Raw genomic sequence first — 23,111 nt, forward strand, 5'->3', positions numbered from 1 at the left:
GAAACGCCGTTGCCGACGCAGCGGAGGCAATCCGCTCGGGCGAATAGACAAGGGGGAGACATGAACGCTCAGTTTTCGCAGCGCAGCCAGGCTCACGCACGTGATAACCGTTACGACGGCCGGTCGCTCGAGACCGCCCGTGTGCCGCTCGGCACGCCTCGCGTTCGCGCGTGCGCGCTCGCCGTCGCGGCCGCATTGGTCGGAGGCACGGTCTTCGCTCAAGAGTCCGGCCCCGTCGAGGAGGTGCTGGTCACCGGTTCGCGCATCGCCACTTCCGGCGTGAACACGCCGACGCCGGTGACGGCCGTGACGGCGGACGATCTGGCAACCATGGCGCCGGGCACGATGGTCGACGCGCTGAAGCAGTTGCCGCAGTTCTATAACACGATCACGACTCAGCAGGCGGTCGGCGGCGCCGTCGCTGCCGGCGGCAGCAACGTCAACCTGCGGGGCGCCGGCGCGGAACGCACACTGGTGCTGCTCGACGGGCGCCGTCTCGGTCCCGCCAACAAATTCGGCACGGTCGACATCGGCATCATCCCCGAAGCGCTCATTCGAAGCGTCGAGGCGGTCACCGGCGGCGCGTCGGCGGCGTACGGCGCCGACGCGGTGTCCGGCGTCGTGAACTTTCGTCTCGACTCGGGCTTCGACGGCATCAAGTATTCAGCGCAGTACGGCACGACGACGTATGGCGACGGCGACAACTACGAGTTGAGCGTTGCGTACGGCACCGACATCGGAGAGCGCGGGCACATCATCGCGTCGGCGGAGTACTTCGAGACGGACGGCATCGAGTCTCTCGATTCGTTGCTGGACCGCAGCGACTTCTACCAGCAGAACGCGCTGGTCACGAATCCGCACCCGGATGGTCCGACCTTCCTGACGAGGCGGTTCGTGGCCCCGACGAACTTCACTGCCGGCGGCATTCTCCTCGGCCCGGCGGTGCTCGATGACGACGGCAACGTCGTGTTGCCCACCTCGTCGCTCGATCACGTGGAATTCTTGCCCGATGGCTCGGGCGCCCACCGGAAGCTCCCCTTCAGCGGCATCGGCCAGTTGAGCGGCGGTTGCAACTGCCAAGCCCTGCCGACTTTGGAGTACGGCGTAGATTCGGATACGCAGATCGATACGCCGGCCGACCGCACGAGCCTGTTCGCGCATTTCGACTACGATGTGAGCGACCGCAGCACCTTCTTCGTCGAAACGCTTCTCGCGGAGAACTTCACGGACCCCGTCTGGCAAACCGCCGCGCTTCTCGGGCCGTGGCAGAGCAGGGTTTTCGCCGACAACCCGTTCCTGCCCGACGACATCCGGGCCACGCTGGAGGCCGAAGGCCGGGAGTCCATCGGCTTCGCGATCTTTACGCCGAACACGCCCGGCAACCCGTTCTCGGGCGGACGATTGCAGGGCAAGAACCGCTACGGGCAGTTCGCGACCGGCTTCAGTCACGACCTGTCGGACGATTTCCTCGCGGGCGGCTGGGTGCTGGACAGCTATGTGCAGTACGCGCAAAACAAGCAGGACACGATCGTTCCGGCCGGCATGCGCACGGACCGCTTGTTCCTCGCGCTGGACGCGGTGGAAGGCCCCGACGGCGATCCGGTATGCCGCGTCACGCTGTTCAACCCGGGCATTTTCGACAAGTGCGTGCCGATCAATCTGTTCGGGGGCGTCGACGCCGTAACCCCCGAGGCGGCCGCCTACGTCACCGACCAGAACGGCAAGATCGCGCGCGGGAGAACCTCGGAATACGACGCGGAGGTCACGTTGACGGGCGATCTCACGCGCGGTTCCGACGACGGCGTGCTCGGCCCGATCTCGGCCGCTTTCGGCCTCTCTTGGCGACAGCAGGATTTGCGCGTTCGAACCATCGATCCTTGCGACGAGTTTCCGTGCACGGTCGATAACGTGCGGTTGAGCGACCTGGGGCTGATGTCGCCTGAGCTCCGCGGAATCCTTCCGGAGACCGATCCCAATAACGGCATTCCCGGATTGAGGCACGTGCCCCCCGGGTTCGCCGGCGACGCGAACTCGAGCACGGTGCTCTTCTCGAGCCAGCGGTCGGTCGAGGGCGGATACAGCGTGCGGGAGGCGTTCTTCGAGTTCCGCATTCCGCTGTTCGACGGCAGGCTGAATCTCGACGAGGCCTACCGCATGGCCAGCTACACGGGCAGCGGCAACGAGCCGGCGTGGAAGAGCGGTGTGTCGTTTCAGGCTACGCCCGAGCTCAGGATCCGGGCCACGCGGTCGCAGGACGTGCGCGCCCCGACGCTTCGAGAACGGTTCGAGCAGCAGCGCGGCGGCGTGAACGTCCGTGATCCGCTGCACAACAACGACACGATCAGCACTGCATCGTTCTCGGGCGGCAACCCCAACGTCGGTCTCGAGACGGCGTCGACGAACACGATCGGCATCGTCTACGAGCCGCTGGAACGGTTCTCGATGACGCTCGACTGGTACGACATCGACCTCGACGGCGCGATCGGCCAGCTGGGCGCGCAGGACATCGTGGATACCTGCTTCCAGTCCGGCGGCACGGCGTCGGTGTGCGAGTTCGTGGTCCGCGACAACGAGAATCAGATCGTTCGCGTCGACAACCTCTTCATCAATCTGTCCAATCAGAAGCTCAGCGGCGTCGACGCGGAGCTCAACTTCACGGGGGTCGATCTCGCAGGCGGGACGCTGGGTTGGCGCTTGCTCGCCACACGACTCAACGAGAACTCCATTCTGACTCCGGGGAGCCCGCGGGACGATCGCGCCGGGGATATCGGAGCCGGCTTGCCGCAGAACAAGGTCACGACGAGCCTGACGTATTCGCGCGGGCCGTGGTCGGTGTTCCTCCAGGAGCGCTATATCGACGGCGGCACGATGAACAGGAACTTCGTCGAAGGCGTCGACGTCGACGACAATACGGTGAGCTCCGTTGCGTACACCGACCTCACCTTCAAGTTCAGCGGTCGCGACGGCTCGGCTCCGTGGCAGTTCTTCTTCACCGCCAACAATCTCTTCGACGAGGCGCCCCCGGATACCTACTCGTCGATCGGTCGAGCGGGCGTCGGTGGGCCCAACTCCATCCTGTACGACACGATCGGCCGTCGATTCGTGGCCGGTGTTCGGGTGAACTACTGACGATTCACCACGTGCGGTGACAGGTCATCGGCGAGAGGCGCGGTTGCGCCCTCGCCGATTTTTTTCTGCGCATCTCTTCCTCCCCGCTGAACCGGCCTTCGCGCATCGCCGGCTCCTTTCTGATTCGGCCGCAATCGCGGCCGTATTAGGCTTTACCCGCCCGAGTCGACTTAGCGGTGCCCGCAAATACCGGTCAGCAGAAATGACGCTGCCCGAGAGTTTTTCCGCTGCTGCATGAGCCCGCCGCTCCCAGGGAATTCACTATTTCGTCGCCCTTTGCAACAATGATGGAGGGATAAGAACGATCAGGGAGGGGGACGATCGTGAGGACTCTCGAAAAGCAGCGGTTGCGCAGGGCGCCCATTGCCTATTCCGTAGCTGCCGCCCTGGGCTCCGTGGTGCTCTTCGACCAGCAAGCACTGGCGCAGGGGAATGCGGTGGAAGAAATCACCGTAACGGGTTCTCGTATCCGCCAGACGGATAATATGGTCAGCCCGGTTCCGGTCACCGCGATCGACCCAGCCGAACTCACCAGTTTCGATCCGGGAGGCACCGTGGCGGAGCAGCTCGAGCTTCTGCCGCAGTTTTTCAACAATCTGAGTACTCAGGAATCCACCGGTGCCCTGAATTTCGGCTCCGGCTCTTCGCGCCTCAATCTGCGGAATCTGGGATCCGACCGCACGCTGGTGCTGTTCGACGGCTCCCGTGTCGTTCCGACCAGCTCCTCGAACGCCGTGAATGTCGATGCGTTTCCGACCGCCCTGCTTAGATCAGTCGAAGTCGTGACAGGCGGTGCGTCCGCGGCCTACGGGGCCGACGCGCTCGGCGGTGTGGTCAACTTCGTGCTCGATCGGGAATTCGAGGGCTTCAGAGCCTCCGCCGCGACCGGTATCACCGAATGGGGTGACGGCGAACGCTGGGAGTTCTCCGTAGCGGGCGGCACCGGCCTGTTGAACGACCGCCTGCACCTGATCGGTTCCGTGGAAGCACGTCGCATCGCGCAGATTCAGCGTGCGCCCGAGGATCTCGATTCCAGTTGGTGGAAGAACTGGGGCTATGTGACGAATCCCGAGTGGTCGCCCGGCGCTCCGCCGGGCGTACCGGAGCGATTGACGCTGCCCTGGGTGAACTCGCTGGAGATGAACCCGATGGGTGTCATCGATCAGCCGGGCTTTGCGCTGGACGGCTACACCTTCACCGAGGACGGGAAGAGCGTCCGCCCCCTCGCCAGGGGCGATGTCGTGGGGACCAACAATCAGTCCGGCGGGCCGGAAGCGGAGATCGCTACCCGAGCCTTCGATAACGGCCCCTACGGTGCGGAAACAGTTGGTCGATCGGCATTCGCAGCGGTCCAGTACGACTTCACCGACTCGCTATCCGGTTTCGCCCAGATCCTCGTGGGGCGTTCCGAATCGAACTCTCCTAATCGCCGGAGCGACTACGTGCTCCGCGGCGGCTGGAAGGCTACCGTCTACCGTGACAATGCCTTTCTGCCCGACGTGGTTGCCGAGGCCATGGATGCTGCCGGCATCGATTCCTTCGGGCTGCAGAAGTCCGGCACGTTTCTGGGCGACAATTCCATCGGGTTGGGAGACGGCAAGGCGATATACGACACCGTCTCCTGGAGCGTCGGCGTGGACTGGCAGATGCCGAACGGCTGGGATATGCGGTTCTCCTGGCAGACCGGGCAGTCCGACGGTCTTGCCGGCCTCTACGGGCAGACTCGTATCGATCGAATGTTCCTCGGCATGGACGCCGTCAGGGACGAGAACGGCGACATTGTCTGTCGGGTGCAGCTCTTCAATCCCACCGAGGAACAACTGGCCGCTACGCCTCTTATCCAAGGCGAGCTGAATGCCGAGGGCGAGCAGCTGCGATCTCCGGTAGCGCTCGATGGCAGCATCGAAAACTGCGTTCCCTATAACATCATGGGGGCGGGCACGATCAGCGATGCTGCCGAAGCCTATACGCAGTCGCCCAGAGAAGACACTCAGCACATCGAGCAGGACTTTGCCGAGCTGCTGGTGACCGGCGAGCTCTGGCAGGGCTGGGCCGGACCGCTGTCCTTCGCCTCCGGTCTAACCTGGCGTGAACAGTCGTTCGTGCAACGCATCAATTCGGATGTCTACGAGTTCGGCCCTCCCTTCAATGCGCCCGAGCTGGGTATCCAGGGCATAGCACCCCTGTACAGCGGCGGCAGTGAGACGGTGCACCGCTTTACGTCGGCCCGTAACACGCAGGGAGACATGGATGTCTGGGAAGTTTTCGCCGAGCTGAACATGCCGCTGTGGGATTCGCCGTCGAGCTCCCGGCGTCTGGACGGCAGCGCCGCCTACCGGTCCTCCGATTACTCCCGTTCGGGGCAGATCGAAGCGTGGAAGATCGGTCTCGACTACCAGGTGCTCGAACAGCTCAGGCTGCGTGCCACCAAGTCCCGCGACGTGCGTGAGCCTACCTTCCAGGAGCTGTTCGACAACCGCGGAGGCGGCGGCGCCACGGTCGACGACCCGATTACCCACACCACATACCCGACCTCGGCGAGATCGGGGGGAAACCCGAGGCTGCGACCGGAAGTCGCCGATACGCACGTTTTCGGTCTCGTGTACCAGCCTCGCCGGATCCCGGGCCTGCAGTTGTCGACCGACTGGTATGAAGTCGATGTGCGTGATGCGGTGGATACGCTCGGCGCCCAGCGCATCGTGGATGGCTGCTACATCGACAAAGTGAACAGCTTCTGCAGCCTGATCGACCGGGATCCCGCGTCCAACTTGATTGTGCTGATCGAGAACGGGTACGTGAACGTGGCGAAGGCGCGCGTCGAAGGCGTGGATTTCGAGGCAGCCTACGGCACCGAGCCCGACTTCTTCAGCAGCCAAGAGGAAACGCTTTCTTTGCGCCTGCTGGCGGGCTACACCATAGAGCGATCCGACACGCCTCTCGACGGAACGCCCCGGGATATCGCGGGTGAGCTGGGCTCGCCGGACCTGACCATGATCGGCACGCTGGGATATAGCGTCGGGCCTTACAGCATTCAGCTGCAGCAGCGCTACATTGCGGAAACCAAGAGGGATATCGACTGGGTGGAAGGCGTCGATGTGGACGACAACACCGTGTCGTCCGGCAATTACACCAACCTGCGTTTCAGCTACGACTGGTCGCGGTGGAGCCTGTCGCTCAACATCAACAATCTGTTCGATCGTCCGCCCCCGATCGTCCCGAGCTACGGCGGGGACGGCTCGGCCCAGACCGTCCCGACGGGTTACGACACGTATGGAAGGCGTTACCAGTTGAGCATGAACTTCTACTACTAAGGAGGTCGGGGCGAAGCGGGCCAGTGTATCTACTCGCGATGTGAGACACTCACGTACGCGGATCGAAGTCGCGTACGAGGGCGCGAAAGCGTTGTGAAAGACGAAGATTTCGGCGAGGTGCCGTTTTCGGCGCATGTCGAGCTTCTGCAATCGTTCTTGGCGCATCGCGAGGAAATCGTCGCGAGAATAGAAGGCGTGTTGAACGCCCAACGAAAGCCGGTCCAGTACCTGCAAGATCACTCCCTTTTGTCCCGCCACTTCGAGGATTGCTTCTTCGCGCTCGCTGGGGTCACCGCCGAGCAATTGGGCCTTAGAGGTCGATTGGAAGAAGCGCATTGGGCGAGCGGATTCAGGCCGCGTCACGTTCCCGAGCTGCACAACGACCTGGTCCATCCGGCGGAGATGATGAGACGCGCGTTCCATTGTTGGCAGCAGACGCGGTGGCCCGGCCGCAATGGTCGCGTTCGCTACGCGCACACTCTGTTCAACCTGTACGTGCTACGGTGCCTCGAGCTCTTGAGCATGCGGCTGTGGGACGCCGGAGCGAGCAGCGCGGCCGAGCGGCTTTCCAAGGCTCAAAACGTGCTCGACGCGCTTTGGAGGGGCGCGCCGGCCGATCAGCCGGTGCTGCTGAGAGATGCGCGCTGGCTGATCCCGCTGGCGCAGAGTCCCACGACCGAGGACTTGGCGGGCTATTTCGAAGTTGCGACGCATGTCGCGGAGAGCCTCACGGACGAGGACCGGATCGAAATCCAGAAAGCCCACGTGCAAATGATCGGCGGGCACCTGTGCTCACAGATTCGCCACTACTGCCTCCAGGATGGGGTGTCTCTCGATGAGAAGAGCGTGGTTCTGCGTACCCGTACCTCCAATGCCCTCGATTTCGCGCTGCTGATACGGAATCTGGTGCCGCTGCTCGAGGCGTATGAGCGCGTGCTGCACGCCGAAGACGGTCGCAACAGGCTCGAGCTCGCTCGTGCCGTTTGCCACGCCGTTTCTCCGGATCCGGAGTTATTTCTGAATCGCATCGACCTGCTCGGTGCTTACGGCATGATCGAGCATCTCTTCGTGGCGACGGATGACGATGGGCGGGCCGACTATACGGCCATGGGACGGCGACACGTGCAGCTGCTCCACGAATACGAGGCACTGATCGGCCGCTTGGCGGAGCCGCTGTATGACGATTGTCATCATTTCGAGCCGGTCGACGGCGCCTATTCGCCATATGGAGCGATCTACGGAACTCCGTCCAATCTCACGGAGCACATGGCGCTCAAGACCCTGCAGCGCGACGCCGTGACACACTTCAGCCTGGAGGATGTCTTTGTCGACGGAGGCGCCGACAAGGTGACTTGGGTGAACGGCTGGCGGCGGTTGCCGCATATCGACCGGGAAGTGCAACGGCTTCACGAATACCCCCACCGATTTGCAAGGGAAATTCACGAGCGGATCGAGCGGGCGTTTCGCAAGCGGGTTTCGGATGCCGCAGCGAGCGAGGTCGTTCGAAACGGACGCCTGTTCGTCGTGCCGGAAGACGATTTGGAGGCTGCTTCCAACGCATCGATTCCCGAACTTCCAGTCGAGTACGTCGGATCGTCCGATAGGCGGATCGTGGCTGCCGGCAACGCTCGATTTCGCGACCAGGCGGAGCTCTTGCGCGATCGGCAAGAGGGGCATTTCGTTGTCAGCTACGAGACGTCAGGCGGATGGGTCGCGATAAAGAAAGACATTTTGACTGAAGTCTTGGGGGCAGGCCACGATGCGAAGGTCGTCGGGCTGCCGCCGGCGGCCGCGGGCGTTCTGGGGTTGACGTGTCCGGGCTTGGTGGCTTGGGAGAACGTTCCTCCCGGCCGTCACGCAAGCGCGCCTCCATCGATGTTGAAAGCTTGACCCGTGATCGAGCCGGCTTCGTCCGACGCGAGAAAGTAAACGAGCGAAGCTACTTCCGCCGGTTCGGCGACGCGCCCGAGCGGAATGCGAGAAGCCGCCTCGCTTTCGTCGATGCCGATCTCGTCCCAGCGGCCGCACGCCATATCCGTGCGCACCCAGCCGGGGCAGACGATGTTGACGGTCACGCCCCGGGAGGCGGCATGGTGGGCGAAGGCGCGCGTGAAGCCGAGCACGGCATGCTTCGCGGCGGAATACGCCGTCTGGTCGGCGACCCCCTTGTGCGAGAGCACGGAGCCGATGTTGACGATGCGGCCGCCGTCGGGAATGTGCGGGTAGGCGTATTTCGTGAAGTAGTACGTGCCGTGCAAATTGACGTCGATCACGCGGTGCCAGAGGGCGTCGTCGCTATCGACGCCGAGCGGGTTCGACCCCGCGAGCCCGGCGCTGTTCACGAGGGCGTCGATCGAGCCGAATTCGCCTGCTACCGCGGCGACCCCGCGACGCGCCGCTTCGGCATCGGCGACGTCACACGCGAACTTGAAGTCCGCGCGGCTTTCGGCAAGGTGGTCCAGCGCACGTGCGCAGGTCGCCACGCGCCAACCCGCCGCCTTGAAGCGCTCGACGATGGCGCGGCCGATGCCGCGCGATCCCCCGGTGACCAGCACCGTTTTCATTGTGCCGTGAACCCTCCGTCGATCGGGATCACCGTTCCCGTCATGAACGAAGAGGCGTCGGACGCGAGGAACGCGACGAGCCATGCGATTTCCTTCGGTTCGGCAAATCGTCCAAGGGCGATCGACTCCTTGTAGACGCTCTCGCTGTCTTTCGGGTAGACGTCCGGATATCGTTCGTGGAGCTCGCGCAGCACGCGTCGCAACATCGGCGTGTCGGTGCTGCCCGGGGCGACGCAGTTGAACCGGATGCCGTGCAGGCCCCAATCGAGCGCGGCGCTTTTCGTCAGCTGCGCGAGTGCAGCCTTGCTCGCGCCGTAAACGGCGCTGTGGCGTTTTCCGATCAAGGCCTGATCGCTCGCGTTGTTCACGATCGAGCCCGATTTCTGCTTCAACATGTGCGGCAGCACGGCCTTGATCATCATGAACGGCGCTTTGAAGTTCACGGTCAGAATCTCTTCGACCTCCGCAAGCGGCGTTTCGAGGATGTCGCCGACGTTCGTGATGCCCGCGTTGTTGACGAGGATGTCGATCCGCCCGGTCTCCGCGGCGACCGCGTCGACCCAGCCCGGGATCCGATCGAGCTTTCGGAGGTCGTGCTCCGGAAGGTCGATTCCGCGCACGACACAACCGCATTCGACGAGCAGGTCGTGCACGGCGCGGCCGATGCCCCGGGCATGACCCGTGACGATCGCGGTTTTCCCTACGAGTCCAGGTAGAGGCGGGGTCATGGACAGGCTTATATCACGGAAGAAGAGAGCACGTGCCCCGCTCCTGCGAAGCGAGCTGAATCCTACGCGCTGGGGAAGCCGGCGATCTATTCGAGTTTCTGAAGGAGGATAAGCCGAAGCAAGTCATGGCACGAGGACCGAGCGCCAGGTCGGCGGTTCGCGAAGCGGTAAGCCCTACGAATCACGCAGCACTTCCAGTGCTTCGGCAGCGTGCTCGTCGGGTACCAGCAGCCGCACGCCGTCGGTGCCGCCCTCCATGCCGACTGCAACCCCGACGATCGTGGCGGGTATTCCGGCTGCGCCGAGCCTGATGCGCGCGAGCTCGGCTTCGACCTGCGTGGCGTAAGTCTTTACGAGAATCATGACGAACGAGCCTCCCAGTCAGCCCTCGACAGACAATGATCCTTCGGTAGCGCGAAAGCCGCTCGCCGCCAAGCTGGAGCTCGGGGTCACACTGCCGCGACAGACCTCGGGCGATACCAGCGTCATCGCCGGTGAGCGAGCCGAAGCCGACCAAGAACTCTCGCGATACGGTGATGCGACAACCCCGGACGTCATCACATTAGAAGCTCGGACCAGGAACGACTGGACGATGGTATGCGGGGCGGGACGCCTCGGGGATGGGACTAAGGTATAAGTGGACAAAGCCGAGCCAGCTCGCGCATGCCAGGGAGCGATAATCAAGCCCGAATCGTGACGACGTCGTGACGGGCGAGGTCGAGGACGGCGCGATGCACGGCCTCCGGCGGAATGTGCTCGAGCCGTGCGCACAGCGCATCGAATCGCAGCGAAGCGTGGTCGCGCAGCGCGGCAACGACGGCCTGGCTTACGGGTTCGAGATGAAGCTGCGCGCCGTTGACCAGCAAAACGCCGCCTTCGAGCGCCGGCGCGCTGAATGTAGTAAGGCTCAGCAGTGCGCCGCCGGACAGCGGCGGCGACGCGGAGTCGAGAGAGGCGAGGTTGAACTCGGCATCCATGCGCTCGCGGGCGATCCAGTCGCGCTCGAATGCAGCCGCGTTCGTCGGATCGAGCAGCACCTCCGAGAGCAGCCGCGTCACTTCAGTCACGGTCTCTCGATAAGCGGCCGGAGAGAACGCCCTGCGCACGCCCGCGTGTTGCTCCAGGTACCTTGCGGACGTCTGGACGATATAGTCGAACAGCGTGGGCGAGTACGATCCGACGGACACGTGGAAGCTGCCCACTCGAAGCGGTATCACGTGATGCCACCAACCGCGCGGAATGTACAGCACGTCGCCTTCTTCCAGTGTCAACTCGAGCGTCGGCTCCGCCGGGCACGCATGCCCGCTGCGGTCGTGCGTTTGATGGCTCAGCGGCAGCGGCAAAGTCGGCGAGAAGATTCGCCAGCGCTTGCGGCCGATCAGCTGGATCGCGAATACGTCGTGAGTATCCCAGTGCTTGCCGAACGTGCCGTCGCCCGCGAAGCTCAGATACGCGTTACTGGATGTCTGGGTGCCGACGAAGCGCCCGACCGCGAGGCAAAGCCGCTTGGCCGCCACGGAATGCCGCTCGAGCCAATTGATTTGCAGCGTCGCGCCGTTGCGCATGTAATCGTAGAACTTGGGCTTGTCGAGCCGGCGCCGGGTTCTGCCGAGCTCGGCGAACTCTTCCGTGTATGCGTGCTCCGGCACGGTGCCGTGATGGAATATCCGCATCACCGGCGCTCTCGGCTCGAGGAAGTGCAGTAGCTGATCGACGTCCGCCCATGTGAAAGGGCGTTCCGCCAGTGCGCCTCGGAAGTGGCGCGGCTTCTGTTCGAAATAGGCGGCGCGAAACTCGCCGGATGCCAGACCGAAATCTATCATTACCGGGCCGACCCCGGCGTGCCTGACGCGCGCCGACGGCCCGATGGCCATCGCAGAATCGAGCGCGCTGCGGCCTGTCTCCCGGGGATCCATTCGATCTTCCAGCCGGCCAGACTAGCACACAAATCGGCCGTTCGGCGCCTGCTCGCAAACGGCCCGACGAGCCGCTCGTCGCCGACGCAAGCGCCGGGTTCGGCGAACGCGCTTACATGGAGATCCATGTCTTCCCGAGCCGTAGCGTGAACGCGACGGTGTCGGCAAAACGAAAATATTGCTTTCGGTATAGAGGGCTGTATGCTACTTTCCTAGCCACGATCGGGCCGATTTGCGAGGGGATACGCAGCTCGGCAGCCGGTGTGCTCGACGCCACACCTCCGTTTTCATGCTTTCCTTCAGGGGGGAACGCAATGAACATCGCGAAGCAGCCTCTGTGCACTCGGGAATTGTCCAGATCGATCGCCGAAGCGCTCAGGGGCGCAAGGGCAGGGGGCGCCAAGTCGCCTTCGCGGGCCTTCAGGCCCGCCGTCCTGTCCGCCTCGGGAGGGGCGATCGTCGGTGCGGCGCTTGCGATCATGCCGGCGACTCATGCTCAGGCTCAGGATGAGGCCAGGCAGATCGAGGAGGTCACGGTCACCGGCTCTCGTATTCGTCGGCAAGACTTCACGGCCAACGCGCCGATCACGACGATCGACGAGTCGACGTTCGAGGAGACGACCTCGATCGGCGTCGAAACCGTTCTGAACCAGCTGCCTCAGTTCGTTCCGGCCGTCACGCAATTCAGGACGTTCGACACCGAGAATACGGCCACGAACACCGTCGGCGCATCCACGGTCAGCCTGCGCGGCTTGGGCCCGAACCGAAACCTCGTCCTCATCGACGGACGGCGCCCGATGCCGGTCAATCCGTCGATGATCGTCGACACGAACTCGATTCCCGCCTCCGCGATCGAGCGCGTCGAGATCATCTCGGGCGGCGCCTCGGCCGTGTACGGCGCCGATGCCGTCGGCGGCGTCGTCAATTTCATTCTCAAGGACGACTACGAAGGGGCTTCGGTCGAGCTTCGCTATGGCGATACGCAGCACGGTGGCAACCAGGAGATCTCGCTCTCGGGGCTCATCGGCGCGAACGTGATGGACGACCGCGGGAACGTGATGATCGGCGTCGAGCGAGCCTCGCGCTCCGAGCAATTTCTCTGGGAACGCGACTGGCGCGTCGCCGATTACGCGAATCCGCGTACCGGCGGCACGGAGTTCTTCCCGAGCGAGACATGGTTCAGCAACCCGCAGGGCGTATTCGGCAACTTGCCGGATCAGGACCTCGTCAATTCGATATTTTCCGAGGCCGAGCCTTGCACGCCGAACCCGGTTCCGGGCCTTGCCGGCACTTGTCCGGAGGATGCCAACGGGGTGACGCTCGGCGTCGCGAATTCTCAGCGTTTCTACGTCAACCGGACGCCGGACGGCACGGGCACGGTGTTCACGGGCTTGCAGCTCCCGACGGGCGCGGCCGGCGGGTATCGCTACGAAGGCCCGTTGAACGTGGACCCGTACGGCGCGTTCCCCGGCCTGCCGTTCCGCGTGATCCAGCCGGACGGCGCGATCAAGGAGAACACCTGGTACAACTTGGCCTCGATTCCGCTCGAGCGCCTGTCGGGGTTCGCGAAGGGCGAGTTCGAGATTGCCGAGAATATCAGGGTGACCAGCCAGGCGATGATCACCCGCACCGAGAACCAGACGAGCATGGGGCAGACGTCCGATACGATCGGTGTCTGGGGTGCGCAAGTCCCGTTCGGATCGGAGATCTATGCGCCGTCGGTCGCCAATTTGGGCGCTGACGGCCTGCCGAACACCGGTGACGCGGGCGAGGATATGACGACGCTGCCGGCTTACCGGCCCGGGGGCATCTATCAGCTCAACTGCCCGGCCGTCGGCGGTTGCACGGAGACTCAAGCCTGGCCCGTGCCGCCCGAGGTCCAGCTGCTCATGGAGTCGCGGCCCGATCCGAACATGGACATCTGGGTGAACCGCGGTCAGGACGCGCTGAGGTTCCTTCTCGCGGACGGGCGCGGCACGCGGAACAAGACGACGACGATGCAGCTCTCGCTCGGCCTCGAAGGCGAATTGCCGAGCGGCGACGACTTCTGGGACGTGACGCTGTCGACCGGGCGCACCGACGTGGTCAACGTCTTGATCGGCTCCATCAGGCTGACCTCGTACCGGCAGTTGCTCGCGTCACCGAATTACGGCGTCGCATTCGTCGGCGACCCGAATCCGGCCAGCGTCGGCTTTGCGGAAGGTATCCCGACGTGCACCACGGGCATGCCGATCACACGGGATTTCCTGCCGTCGGAAGACTGCGTGAAGATGCTGCACGCCCCGCTGCAAAACCAGACGGACGTGAAACAAACCGTGTTCGAGGCCAATCTCGTCGGCGACCTCGTCGAGATGCGGGCCGGTCCGTTGGGTTACGCGCTCGGTGTCAGCTATCGCGAGGACAGCTATCGGTATATACCGGACAACCTCCTGCAGAACAACTCGCTGGCGGACACGATCGCGGGCACGTTCCCGAACACGGATAGCGGCGGCGAATTCGACGTTTCGGAGCTCTATGGAGAGCTCTTGATTCCGATCGTCTCGGACGGGCCGACGGGCGTCGAGCACTTCAGCGTCGAGCTCGGCGGCCGCGTATCGGACTGGAGCATGCCGCAGGTCGACAAGCTCGAGTCGTACAAGGCATTGATCGACTGGGGAATCACGCCGCGGTATCGGCTGCGGGGCGGGTTCAACCGCGCACACCGCGCGCCGAACCTGGGCGAGCTTTTCATCGGGCGCTCGCAGCGTTTCGAGTCGCTGCCGTACGTTTTCGGCGACCAGTGCTCGCAGAACCATCAGGCCGGGCCGTTCAGCGCGAATCCGGCCGTCGCGGGCGCCGAACAGGCTGCGCAAACGGAGGCGATCTGCCGGGCGTTGATGGGCCCGACCGGGGCGTTCGAGTACTACGACAATCGGGACATCACCGATCAACCGGACGGCGTCCCTGCCGGCGATTTCTTCACGGCTCCCGGTACGCAGAACACCTTCGGCAATCCGAACGTGCACGAGGAGCAAGCCGACACGTTCACGCTCGGCGTCGTGATGGACGTTTTGGAGGACTGGACGCTCGCCCTCGACTACTACTCGATCGAGATCGAAGACATGATCGCGCTGGCGGGCCCGGACAGCATCTACGAGAGCTGCCTCAGCATCGAAAAGAACCCCAACGGGGATCCGACGGTCCCCGCCTGTCGACAAATCATCAGGGACCCCTTCGACGGAGGCGCGGCGAACATCGACCTGACCTTCACGAACCAGGGCAGGGCAAAGGTGTCGGGTGTGGACCTGCAGCTCAACTGGTCGAAGGCGCTGTCCAACGGCGCGTTCAACATGAACATGGTCGCAAATTACAACATCGAGTCCGAGACGCAGGACCGATCGGATCTCAACGCGATCGACTGGGCCGGGACGCGAGGCTGCGGGCTTCAGATCCAGTGCCAAGGGTACGACTATCGGTTATTCACGACCCTGAGCTACCTTCGCGGGCCGTGGTCCCTGACGCTCAGACATCAGTTCTGGCCGTCGATCCTGGACGCGAGCTATGCCGAGGGCACGGGCGCCACGCCGAATCCGCTGGGCAACATCGGGAGTTATCAACTGTTCTACTTGGGCGGCAGTTACACGTTCGGCGAGCGGTACACGCTGCGCTTCGGCATCGAGAACCTTCTCGATGAGGAGCCGCCGCTCACGGGCGGCGACCCGAACGCCGATCGGTTCCCGACTCCGCCGACCCATATCACTTCGAGCGGACGCCTGGGATTCGGCGAGGGCGGCAGTGCGGTCTACGAGCCGCTCGGGCGCCGCGGCTTCATCAGCATGACGATGGACTTCTGACGAGGCTCGCTTCGTCACGTCGGCGCGGGCGGGCGCGAGCCCGCCCCCTCAACGGCGTATGAAGAGCAGAAGCGTCCTGATCGTCGGCGGCGGCTCTTCCGGCTGGATAGCGGCCGCTTACCTCGAGGCCGCGCTTCGGGACGACCCCCGCGGCCGCGTCGAGATCACGCTCGTCGAGTCCGCCGATATCCCGCGGATCGGCGTCGGCGAAGCCACCGTTCCGAGCATCAACCACGTCCTCGCGGTCATCGACGTCAACCTCGCCGAGTTCATGCGCGCCGTCGAAGGCACGTTCAAGCAGTCCATCAGATTCGTCGACTGGCTGCACAAGGACAACCACGCCTACCACCACCCGTTCTCGCGGGAAGCCCAAGCCTCCATCGATCGCAAGGGCCTCGAGTGGCTCATGAGCGATCGCTCGATCCCGTACATGGAGACCGTGTCTTCGCAGCCGGAGCTCTGTCACCTCGGGCTGGCGCCGATGATGCTGAGCAAGTGGGACTTCGGCCCGCCGCTCGGCTATGCGTTCCATTTGAACGCGCAGAAGTTTGCCGATTATCTGCGGGACGTCGCGACGAAGCGCGGCGTTACGCACGTGCTCGACGACGTGACCGACGTGGAGTTGAAGGAGGACGGCAGCATCGCGGCGGTCAGGACAAAGCAGGGCAAGCGGCTCTCGGCCGATCTGTTCATCGACTGTACGGGTTTCGCGTCCCTGCTGATCGGGAAAGCCCTGAACGTTCGTTGGGTCGACTTCTCGCAATGGCTGTTGTGCAACCGCGCCCTCGTGATGCGCGTTCCGCACGAGCTCTACTATCCCGGGCAGGTGCGCCCTTACACGACCGCGACGGCGCTTTCGAGCGGCTGGGTCTGGGATATCGTGCAAACGACGGCCCGCTCGATCGGCTATGTGCATTCGAGCGAGCACATCAGCCTCGAGGCTGCAGAAGAGGAATTGCGGGCGTACGAGGGCCCGCACAGCAAAGACCTTCCCGTGCGAACCGTTCATTTCAGGGTGGGCATGCGCGAAAGGGCGTGGGTCAAAAACTGCTTCGCGATCGGGCTCTCCGGCGGCTTCATCGAGCCGCTCGAGTCGACGGGGCTTTACCTGAGCTACATGGCCGCCATCCTGCTCCAGGAGCACTTCCCGTATCGCGACGAGGACATGGAGGCGATGGCCTTTCGTGCGAATCGGGTGATGGCCACGCGTTACCACGAGATTCTCGATTTCATCAACATGCACTACTGCCTCACGAAGCGCACCGACACGGAATTCTGGAGAGAGGTGCAAAGACCGGAGCGCATCGTTCCGCGCCTGAAGGCGAAGCTGGATTATTGGAGGCTGAAGCCGCCGTCGGCGGTCGACTTCGTGGATCAGTTCATGCCCGGGATGTCGAGCGAGAGCATGGCGCCTGCTGTGCTCCCGAGCGATGAGCGGCCGTTGATCGACACTGGCGGGCTCTGGAACTACCAGAGCTACGAATGCATTCTCTACGGCATGGACTTCCTGGCGGACGAGTATCGCGCGCGGTACGGGCCGAATCGGCCCCCGCCGCGGGTTGCCGACGCCGTGGTCGAGCGGTTGCGCGCCGCGCCGTTCAAGCTGCCGCCTCATGACGTCTGGCTTCAGCGCGTGGTCGGCATGCCCGACTACGGGCCGCGAAACGACGACTGGTGCGCGGGCCGCCGCCCGCAGAGACGACACGTTCAAGTGTAATGCAGCGTTCGTCGTGCTGCCGGCCGTGCCGTCAGAGCGAAGAATTCGGCCATTCCTGATCTGGAAAGATCCGCCCCCACCGAGCGCGATATCCCCCTTCTCCTGCCGCGCTTAAAACTTCTTATGATGTGAGGCAGGTTGGAAGGCCGGATGGCTCGCTTCGTCGACCGCTACACGGTGGCGACGGGCCCTTCGAAAGTACTATCCTTTAGTCCGAAAGATTCTTTGCGCTCGTGAGGGATTGAGGACATGGGCCGTATGGAAGACGTCGCCGCTGTTTCCGAAGCGAGGAAGCGATCTCGGAATCAATGGAGAAGCTCGTGAATACCAGGAGGCTACTCGGAGCCGTCGCGCTCGGCGCACTGGCGGCCGGCTGCGGCGTGGTCGGCAATGAAGGAGAGCGGCAGGCGGCCGTCATCGCCTCGAAGTGTCTCGACTGCCACAACGAGGTCGAGCGGGTCGCGGATCTGAATCTGGAGGCGCTCCGCCTCGAGCCCGTCTGGTCCCATGCCGAGACTTGGGAGCTGGTCATCCGCAAGCTTCGCGCGGGTTTGATGCCGCCGTCGGACGGTCCGAAGCTCGACCGGGAGGCGCGCGCCGAGCTCGTGTCGTGGATAGAGGATGAAATCGACAGCCACGCGGAAATGCATCTCCCGGCCCCGGGTCTCCACCGGCTGAACCGCACCGAATACACGAACGCGATCCGCGATCTGCTGGGCCTGCACATCGACGCCACCACCTTCCTGCCTCCGGACGACTCCAGTCACGGGTTCGACAACATGGCCGGCACGTTGACCACGTCGCCGGCGCTGATGGAGGCGTACTTGTCGGCCGCCGGCGATATCGCTCGGCTCGCGATCGGCACTGAGACAGCCCCGACGCTGGCTGTGTTCGATGCGCCGCATGACACTTCTCAGAACACTCACGTCGAAGGGCTGCCGTTCGGTACACGCGGCGGGATGTTGATCGAGCACGAGTTCCCGGCGGACGGCGAATACATCTTCACCGTGAAGGGAATGACGGGTTACTTCACCCGCGTCCTGGGGAACGTCAAGGGTGAGAAGCTCGAGGTCACGATCGACGGCGAGCGCGTGTATCTGTACGACTGGGACAAGGAGATCGGAAACCAGGAAGGCAACGGGGGCCGGACACCGGCTATCCCGATCAAGGCCGGTTTCCACAAGGTCGGCGTAACGTTCATCGCCACGAGCGACCTGCCCGACACCGGGCTGAACAAGTCGTTCGTTCGCACGATGAACTCGCCGGGTGCGATCTCGGGGTATACCTTCTACCCGCACGTCGGCCAGGTCTTCATCGAAGGGCCGTACAACGCTCGTCCGGCAGCGAGCACTCAGAGCCGCGAGAAGATCTTCGAGTGTTACCCCGATAGCGCCAGCGAGGAGAGCGAGTGCGCGCGGCAGATCATTTCAACGCTGGTCACCAAAGCCTTTCGTCGTCCCGCCACCGAGGCCGACATCGAGGTCATAATGGACTTCTTCCAGGCCGGGCGCGACGAAGGCGGGAGCTTCGATTACGGCATCGAGGCGGCGGTGCAGCGCATCCTGGCGGATCCGGAGTTCATTTACCGTGCCGAAATCGAGCCGGCCGGCGTCGCTCCCGGTGAGCCTTATCGGATCAGCGATCTCGAGCTGGCCTCGCGCCTCTCGTTCTTCCTCTGGAGCAGCATTCCGGACGAGGAGTTGATCCAGCTGGGCGCCGAGGGCCGTCTCCACGAAAGCGACGTGCTCGAGGAGCAAATCCACCGGATGATTGCCGATCCGCGCTCCGATGCGTTCATCAAGAACTTCACGGGGCAATGGCTGAACGTTCGTGGCCTGCAGGCCAGGGAGCCGGTCGTCGAGCTCTTTCCGAATTTCGACAGCACGCTTCGCGATGCAATGCGGCGCGAGATCGAGCTGTTTTTCGGCAGCATCATTCAGGAAGATCGCAGCATCCTGGACTTGCTGACGGCCGACTACACCTTCCTCAACGAACGGCTCGCCAAGCATTACGGGATTCCGGACGTTTACGGCTCGCAGTTCCGACGCGTGGAACTGGGGCCGGAATTCGACATGCGGCGCGGGCTGCTCGGCAAGGGCGCCTTGCTGACGATCACGTCCGAGGCGGCCCGTACGTCGCCGGTCAAACGGGGCAAGTGGTTCCTGGAAACGTTCTTGGGCATCAGTCCTCCCAATCCGCCTCCGGGCGTCGAGACGGATCTGACGCCTGTTGAAGGCGAAGCGCCGAAAACTCTCCGGGCACGGCTGGAAGCGCATCACACCAACCCGAACTGCGCTGCCTGCCATACGACCTTCGAGCCGATGGGGTTCGCCATGGAGAATTTCGACGCCGTCGGCAAGTGGCGGACCGAAGATGCCGGCATGCCGATCGATGCCACAGGCGTCACTAACGACGGGACGCAGCTCGAGGGCATCAACGACCTGCGCGAGTTCACCGTGCGTAACGGTGATCTGTTCGCTCAGGACGTGGTCGAAAAGCTGCTGACCTATGCCCTAGGCCGCGGTCTCACGTACGAGGACATGCCGCTGGTCCGGTCGATCACGCGAAACGCGGCCGAGGACGACTATCGATTTTCGTCGTTGCTCATGGGGGTCATCGAGAGTCCGGCGTTCACGATGAACCTGAAGACTGCGATCTCCATGGACACGAAAGTTGCGAAGAGTGGGGAGTAAGCCGATGTTCATTACCAAGAAGCACCTTTCACGACGTACGCTGCTCCGGGGCGCCGGCGTGGCACTGGGGCTCCCGCTGCTCGACGCGATGATACCCGCCGCGACCGCACTGGCGCAGACGGCCGCGGCTACGCCGCGTCGATTCTTCGCAGGCTTCGTCCCTCACGGCGCGGCGCCGGGCTATTGGGTTCCGGAGAAAGAAGGCCCGCTGCCCGCAAAGCTGCCGTTCATCTGGCAGCCTCTCGAGCCGTTCCGTGACCGCCTGACGATCCTGACCGGCCTGCATTCCCGCTCCTCCGAGCCGCCTCCGGGCGAAACGGGTGCCGATCACTGGGTCGCCGCGGCCTTCCTCTGCGCCGAGAAGCCGAAGAAGACCGCGGGCGCGGATGTCCGCGCGGGCCACACGATCGACCAGATCATTGCCGAAAAGATCGGCCGGGAAACGCTTCTGCCTTCCGTGGAGATGTCGGTCGAGGATCCCGGCTCGGGCTCGAGCAACTGCGGTGAGGGTTACAGTTGCGTCTACACGAACACGATCTCCTGGTCGTCACCGACGACGCCTCTGCCGATGGAGTTGAACCCGCAGGTCGTGTTCGAGCGCATGTTCGGAAGTGGAAGCTCGACCGAGCAGCGCATTGCGCGCCGCGAGCGCAACCAAAGCATCCTGGACTCGATCAACGGCAAGATCTCGAGTCTGCGTAAGAAGATCAGCGTTCCGGACCGTTCCCGCCTCGATGCTTACACCGAGAACGTCCGGGAGATCGAGCGTCGGCTTGCGATCGCCGCGACCGCCACCACGGCCGCGCCCGAAGATTTCGCCGTGCCGCCGGGCATTCCGCAGTCCTTCGACGAGCACATCAAGCTGATGTTCGACCTGCTGGCCTTGGCCTTCCAGGCCGATATAACCCGTGTGGGCACGCTGCTCTTCGCGCGCGACCTCACGGGCCGTGTCTATCCCGAAAGCGAAGCACCCACTTTGGGCTTCCACGGCGGATCGCATCACGGCGAGGATCCGCAACGGATCAACGAGTTCTCCAAGATCAACCAGTACCACGTCAAGATGTTGGCGTACTTCGCCGACAAGCTGGCGAAGACGGAGGACGGCGACGGCACGCTGCTCGACCATTCGCTGCTGCTCTACGGCAGCAACATGGGCAACCCGAACCAGCACCTGCATTACGACGTGCCGCACGTGATTCTCGGCGGGAACCACGGGAGGATGAAAGGCGGGCGCCACCTCGCGTACCCCACGAAGACCGTGCCGACGGGCAACCTGCTGCTGAGCCTCCTGGACCAGTTCGACATTCACCGCGACAGCTTCGGCGACAGCACGGGACGGCTGGAGAACTTGTAAATGGCAGGGATCAGAGCAGTCGCCGCGTTGGCGTTGGCGCTCGCGTGCGCAAACGTTGCGTTCGCGCAGTCCCAGTCCCGCGTGGCCGATGCCGCGATGCAGCGCGACGCGGACGAAGTGCGCCGCCTGGTGGAGGAGGGCGTCGACGTGAACGCCCCGCAAGCCGACGGCGCCACGGCGCTGCACTGGGCGGCCTACTATGGCGACGCGGACCTGGCCCGGCTGCTGCTCGAGGCCGGTGCCGATCCGTCGGCGGCCAATCGTAACGGCTCGACCCCGCTGTGGCTCGCCGCGGAACGGGGCGACGCGGCGATGATCGCGATTCTGCTCGACGGCGGGGCGGATGCGAACGAAGAGCTCCCGCTCGGGCGCCGGCCCCTGATGTTGGCCGCGCGCTCCGGCAGCGTGGATGCGGTTCGGGTGCTGCTGGAGCACGGCGCCGATCCGAACGCGAGTGAGACCGCCCGCGGAACCACCGCCTTGATGCAGGCGGCCGACCAGGGCCATGCGGACGTCATTGCCGTGCTGGTCGAGCACGGCGCCGATGTCGCGGCCAAGTCCGCTCCGGTCTTTCGAGACGGCCGCACGGCGGCGCTCGGCCATTCCGAGGACCCGAGGAACGCCGTAAGGCGGCAGGTCATCGCCATCCTCTGCGAGGATCCGAACCCGAACCTGACCAGGATGATGGAGCTGGTCAGAGAGAGCACCGACAGAGTGTGGGTCGACCTCCTCCAGTCGGATGCCGATGTCACCGTCGAGGACATCTGCAGCAAAGTGGAACGCGGCGCCCTGGGCTTCGTGAATGCAGGCGGCAGAGGCAACCGCGAGGAAAGGGAGCCCGACGGCGGCGAGTTGACGGCCCTCGTGTACGCGGCCCGAACGGGCAGCATCGACGCCGCACGCGTCCTGCTGGAAGCCGGGGCCGACGTGAATCAGGTCACCCGGTACGGCTGGAGCCCGCTTCTGGCCGCAACGCAGAACCGGAACTATCAGATGGGGAAATTCCTCATCGAGCACGGGGCCGATGTCAATATCGCCAACAAGGGCGGTTGGACGCCGCTGTACCTCGCGACGGACAATCGCAACCTCGAGGGCGGTGACTATCCCACCCGCACGCCCGATATGGACGACCTGGAGTACATCAAGCTCCTCCTCGAATCGGGCGCGGATCCGAATGCCCGGATCATCGAGAGCACGGAGACCCGGACGGTCTTCACGAACCAATGGCTGGATGAAGAAGGAGCCACGGCCTTCCTGAGGGCGTCGCAGTCCGGCGACGTCGAGCTGATGCGGCTTCTGCTCTCGTACGGTGCCGATCCCCATATCAACACCAAGCTGGGCGTCACGCCGCTGGCCGTGGCCGCCGGTATCGGATGGGTCGAGGGGATCACGAGCGAATGGTCGCCCGAGCAGACGGTCGAAGCGGTGAAGCTGTTGCTGGAGCTCGGCATCGATCCGAATCACCAGGCCGACACCGGTCGGGTGGCCCTGCACGGCGCTGCGCACAAGGGGGCCACCGAGGTGGTGCGTGTGCTGGTGGCGGCGGGCGCGAGAATGGACATCCGCGATTTCGGCAATACCGACAACCGCGGCAGCCCGGAGCTCGCTGCGCACACGTGGCTGCCGATCGATTACGCCGATGGCCTCGTTCGCGTCGGAGTCCAGTCCGCCATTCCGCATCCGGAAACCGCGAAGGTCCTCCGCGAGCTGATGAAGGAAGCAGGTCTCGAGCCGCCGCCCGAAGGCCGCACGCTGGAATCGATTTGCATCGTGGAGGTGTGCTCGCCGGACTACGACCCGGTCGAGTACAACTGATTCGACTCAGCTCGCCTCGAGGCTGCGATCCTCGCCGCGGAGACACCGCGC

General features: G+C 64.0%; 12 protein-coding genes. 8 read left to right on the forward strand and 4 right to left on the reverse strand.

What is annotated here, in order from left to right; all coding sequences use genetic code 11:
* The first annotated feature begins 60 nt into the window (after positions 1 to 60).
* The 3 genes from VF329_14745 (at position 61) to VF329_14755 (ending at position 8,330) form a co-directional block, all read left to right on the forward strand.
* On the forward strand, positions 61 to 3,129 hold the full coding sequence (locus VF329_14745) for a TonB-dependent receptor plug domain-containing protein (protein HEX7082263.1): 3,069 nt from the start codon (positions 61 to 63) through the stop codon (positions 3,127 to 3,129).
* Positions 3,130 to 3,452: 323 nt separating this feature from the next.
* A complete protein-coding gene (locus tag VF329_14750; protein HEX7082264.1) occupies positions 3,453 to 6,440 on the forward strand; it encodes a TonB-dependent receptor in 2,988 nt (995 codons plus the stop codon).
* A 93-nt stretch (positions 6,441 to 6,533) separates the two neighbouring features.
* Entirely contained in the window at positions 6,534 to 8,330 is a 1,797-nt protein-coding gene (locus VF329_14755) for a hypothetical protein (protein ID HEX7082265.1), read from the forward strand.
* Here the strand turns inward: VF329_14755 and VF329_14760 are convergent.
* The 4 genes from VF329_14760 to VF329_14775 all read right to left on the reverse strand — a co-directional run bounded on the left by VF329_14760 (position 8,294) and on the right by VF329_14775 (position 11,648).
* Positions 8,294 to 9,004: an SDR family oxidoreductase gene (locus VF329_14760; protein ID HEX7082266.1), complete on the reverse strand. Its 711-nt coding sequence runs from the start codon at positions 9,002 to 9,004 to the stop codon at positions 8,294 to 8,296. The genes VF329_14755 and VF329_14760 overlap by 37 nt on opposite strands.
* Positions 9,001 to 9,732: an SDR family oxidoreductase gene (locus tag VF329_14765; protein ID HEX7082267.1), complete on the reverse strand. Its 732-nt coding sequence runs from the start codon at positions 9,730 to 9,732 to the stop codon at positions 9,001 to 9,003. Before VF329_14765 ends, VF329_14760 begins: the two co-directional genes overlap by 4 nt.
* A 174-nt stretch (positions 9,733 to 9,906) precedes the next feature.
* The gene (locus VF329_14770) at positions 9,907 to 10,095 is read right to left on the reverse strand and encodes a DUF2007 domain-containing protein (protein HEX7082268.1); all 189 of its coding nucleotides are present in this window, start codon (positions 10,093 to 10,095) and stop codon (positions 9,907 to 9,909) included.
* 317 nt (positions 10,096 to 10,412) lie between these two features.
* On the reverse strand, positions 10,413 to 11,648 hold the full coding sequence (locus VF329_14775) for a cupin domain-containing protein (GenBank protein HEX7082269.1): 1,236 nt from the start codon (positions 11,646 to 11,648) through the stop codon (positions 10,413 to 10,415).
* A gap of 479 nt (positions 11,649 to 12,127) precedes the next feature.
* Here VF329_14775 and VF329_14780 point away from each other — a divergent pair, with 479 nt between their 5' ends.
* From VF329_14780 to VF329_14800, 5 genes are all read left to right on the forward strand, one after another.
* Positions 12,128 to 15,481, forward strand: a complete 3,354-nt coding sequence (locus tag VF329_14780) for a TonB-dependent receptor (GenBank protein ID HEX7082270.1) — start codon at positions 12,128 to 12,130, stop codon at positions 15,479 to 15,481.
* A gap of 58 nt (positions 15,482 to 15,539) precedes the next feature.
* Positions 15,540 to 17,198 carry a tryptophan halogenase family protein gene (locus tag VF329_14785; GenBank protein HEX7082271.1) on the forward strand — a complete coding sequence of 553 codons (1,659 nt, stop codon included), beginning with the start codon at positions 15,540 to 15,542 and terminating at the stop codon, positions 17,196 to 17,198.
* 320 nt (positions 17,199 to 17,518) lie between these two features.
* Positions 17,519 to 19,891, forward strand: a complete 2,373-nt coding sequence (locus tag VF329_14790; GenBank protein HEX7082272.1) for a DUF1592 domain-containing protein — start codon at positions 17,519 to 17,521, stop codon at positions 19,889 to 19,891.
* Positions 19,892 to 19,895: 4 nt separating this feature from the next.
* On the forward strand, positions 19,896 to 21,245 hold the full coding sequence (locus tag VF329_14795) for a DUF1552 domain-containing protein (protein HEX7082273.1): 1,350 nt from the start codon (positions 19,896 to 19,898) through the stop codon (positions 21,243 to 21,245).
* Entirely contained in the window at positions 21,246 to 23,060 is a 1,815-nt protein-coding gene (locus VF329_14800) for an ankyrin repeat domain-containing protein (protein ID HEX7082274.1), read from the forward strand.
* Positions 23,061 to 23,111 lie beyond the last annotated feature (51 nt).

The sequence above is a fragment of the Gammaproteobacteria bacterium genome (genome assembly GCA_036381015.1).
Classification (GTDB): Bacteria; Pseudomonadota; Gammaproteobacteria; order Steroidobacterales; family Rariloculaceae; genus ZC4RG20.

What these genes read in the sequence shown, in the direction of transcription:
- VF329_14745 (HEX7082263.1), top strand. Translation starts at nt 61, where the DNA reads ATGAACGCTCAGTTTTCGCAGCGCAGCCAGGCTCACGCACGTGATAAC.
- VF329_14760 (HEX7082266.1), bottom strand. Translation starts at nt 9,004, where the DNA reads ATGAAAACGGTGCTGGTCACCGGGGGATCGCGCGGCATCGGCCGCGCC.
- VF329_14765 (HEX7082267.1), bottom strand. Translation starts at nt 9,732, where the DNA reads ATGACCCCGCCTCTACCTGGACTCGTAGGGAAAACCGCGATCGTCACG.
- VF329_14770 (HEX7082268.1), bottom strand. Translation starts at nt 10,095, where the DNA reads ATGATTCTCGTAAAGACTTACGCCACGCAGGTCGAAGCCGAGCTCGCG.
- VF329_14775 (HEX7082269.1), bottom strand. Translation starts at nt 11,648, where the DNA reads ATGGATCCCCGGGAGACAGGCCGCAGCGCGCTCGATTCTGCGATGGCC.
- VF329_14780 (HEX7082270.1), top strand. Translation starts at nt 12,128, where the DNA reads ATGCCGGCGACTCATGCTCAGGCTCAGGATGAGGCCAGGCAGATCGAG.
- VF329_14785 (HEX7082271.1), top strand. Translation starts at nt 15,540, where the DNA reads ATGAAGAGCAGAAGCGTCCTGATCGTCGGCGGCGGCTCTTCCGGCTGG.
- VF329_14795 (HEX7082273.1), top strand. Translation starts at nt 19,896, where the DNA reads ATGTTCATTACCAAGAAGCACCTTTCACGACGTACGCTGCTCCGGGGC.
- VF329_14800 (HEX7082274.1), top strand. Translation starts at nt 21,246, where the DNA reads ATGGCAGGGATCAGAGCAGTCGCCGCGTTGGCGTTGGCGCTCGCGTGC.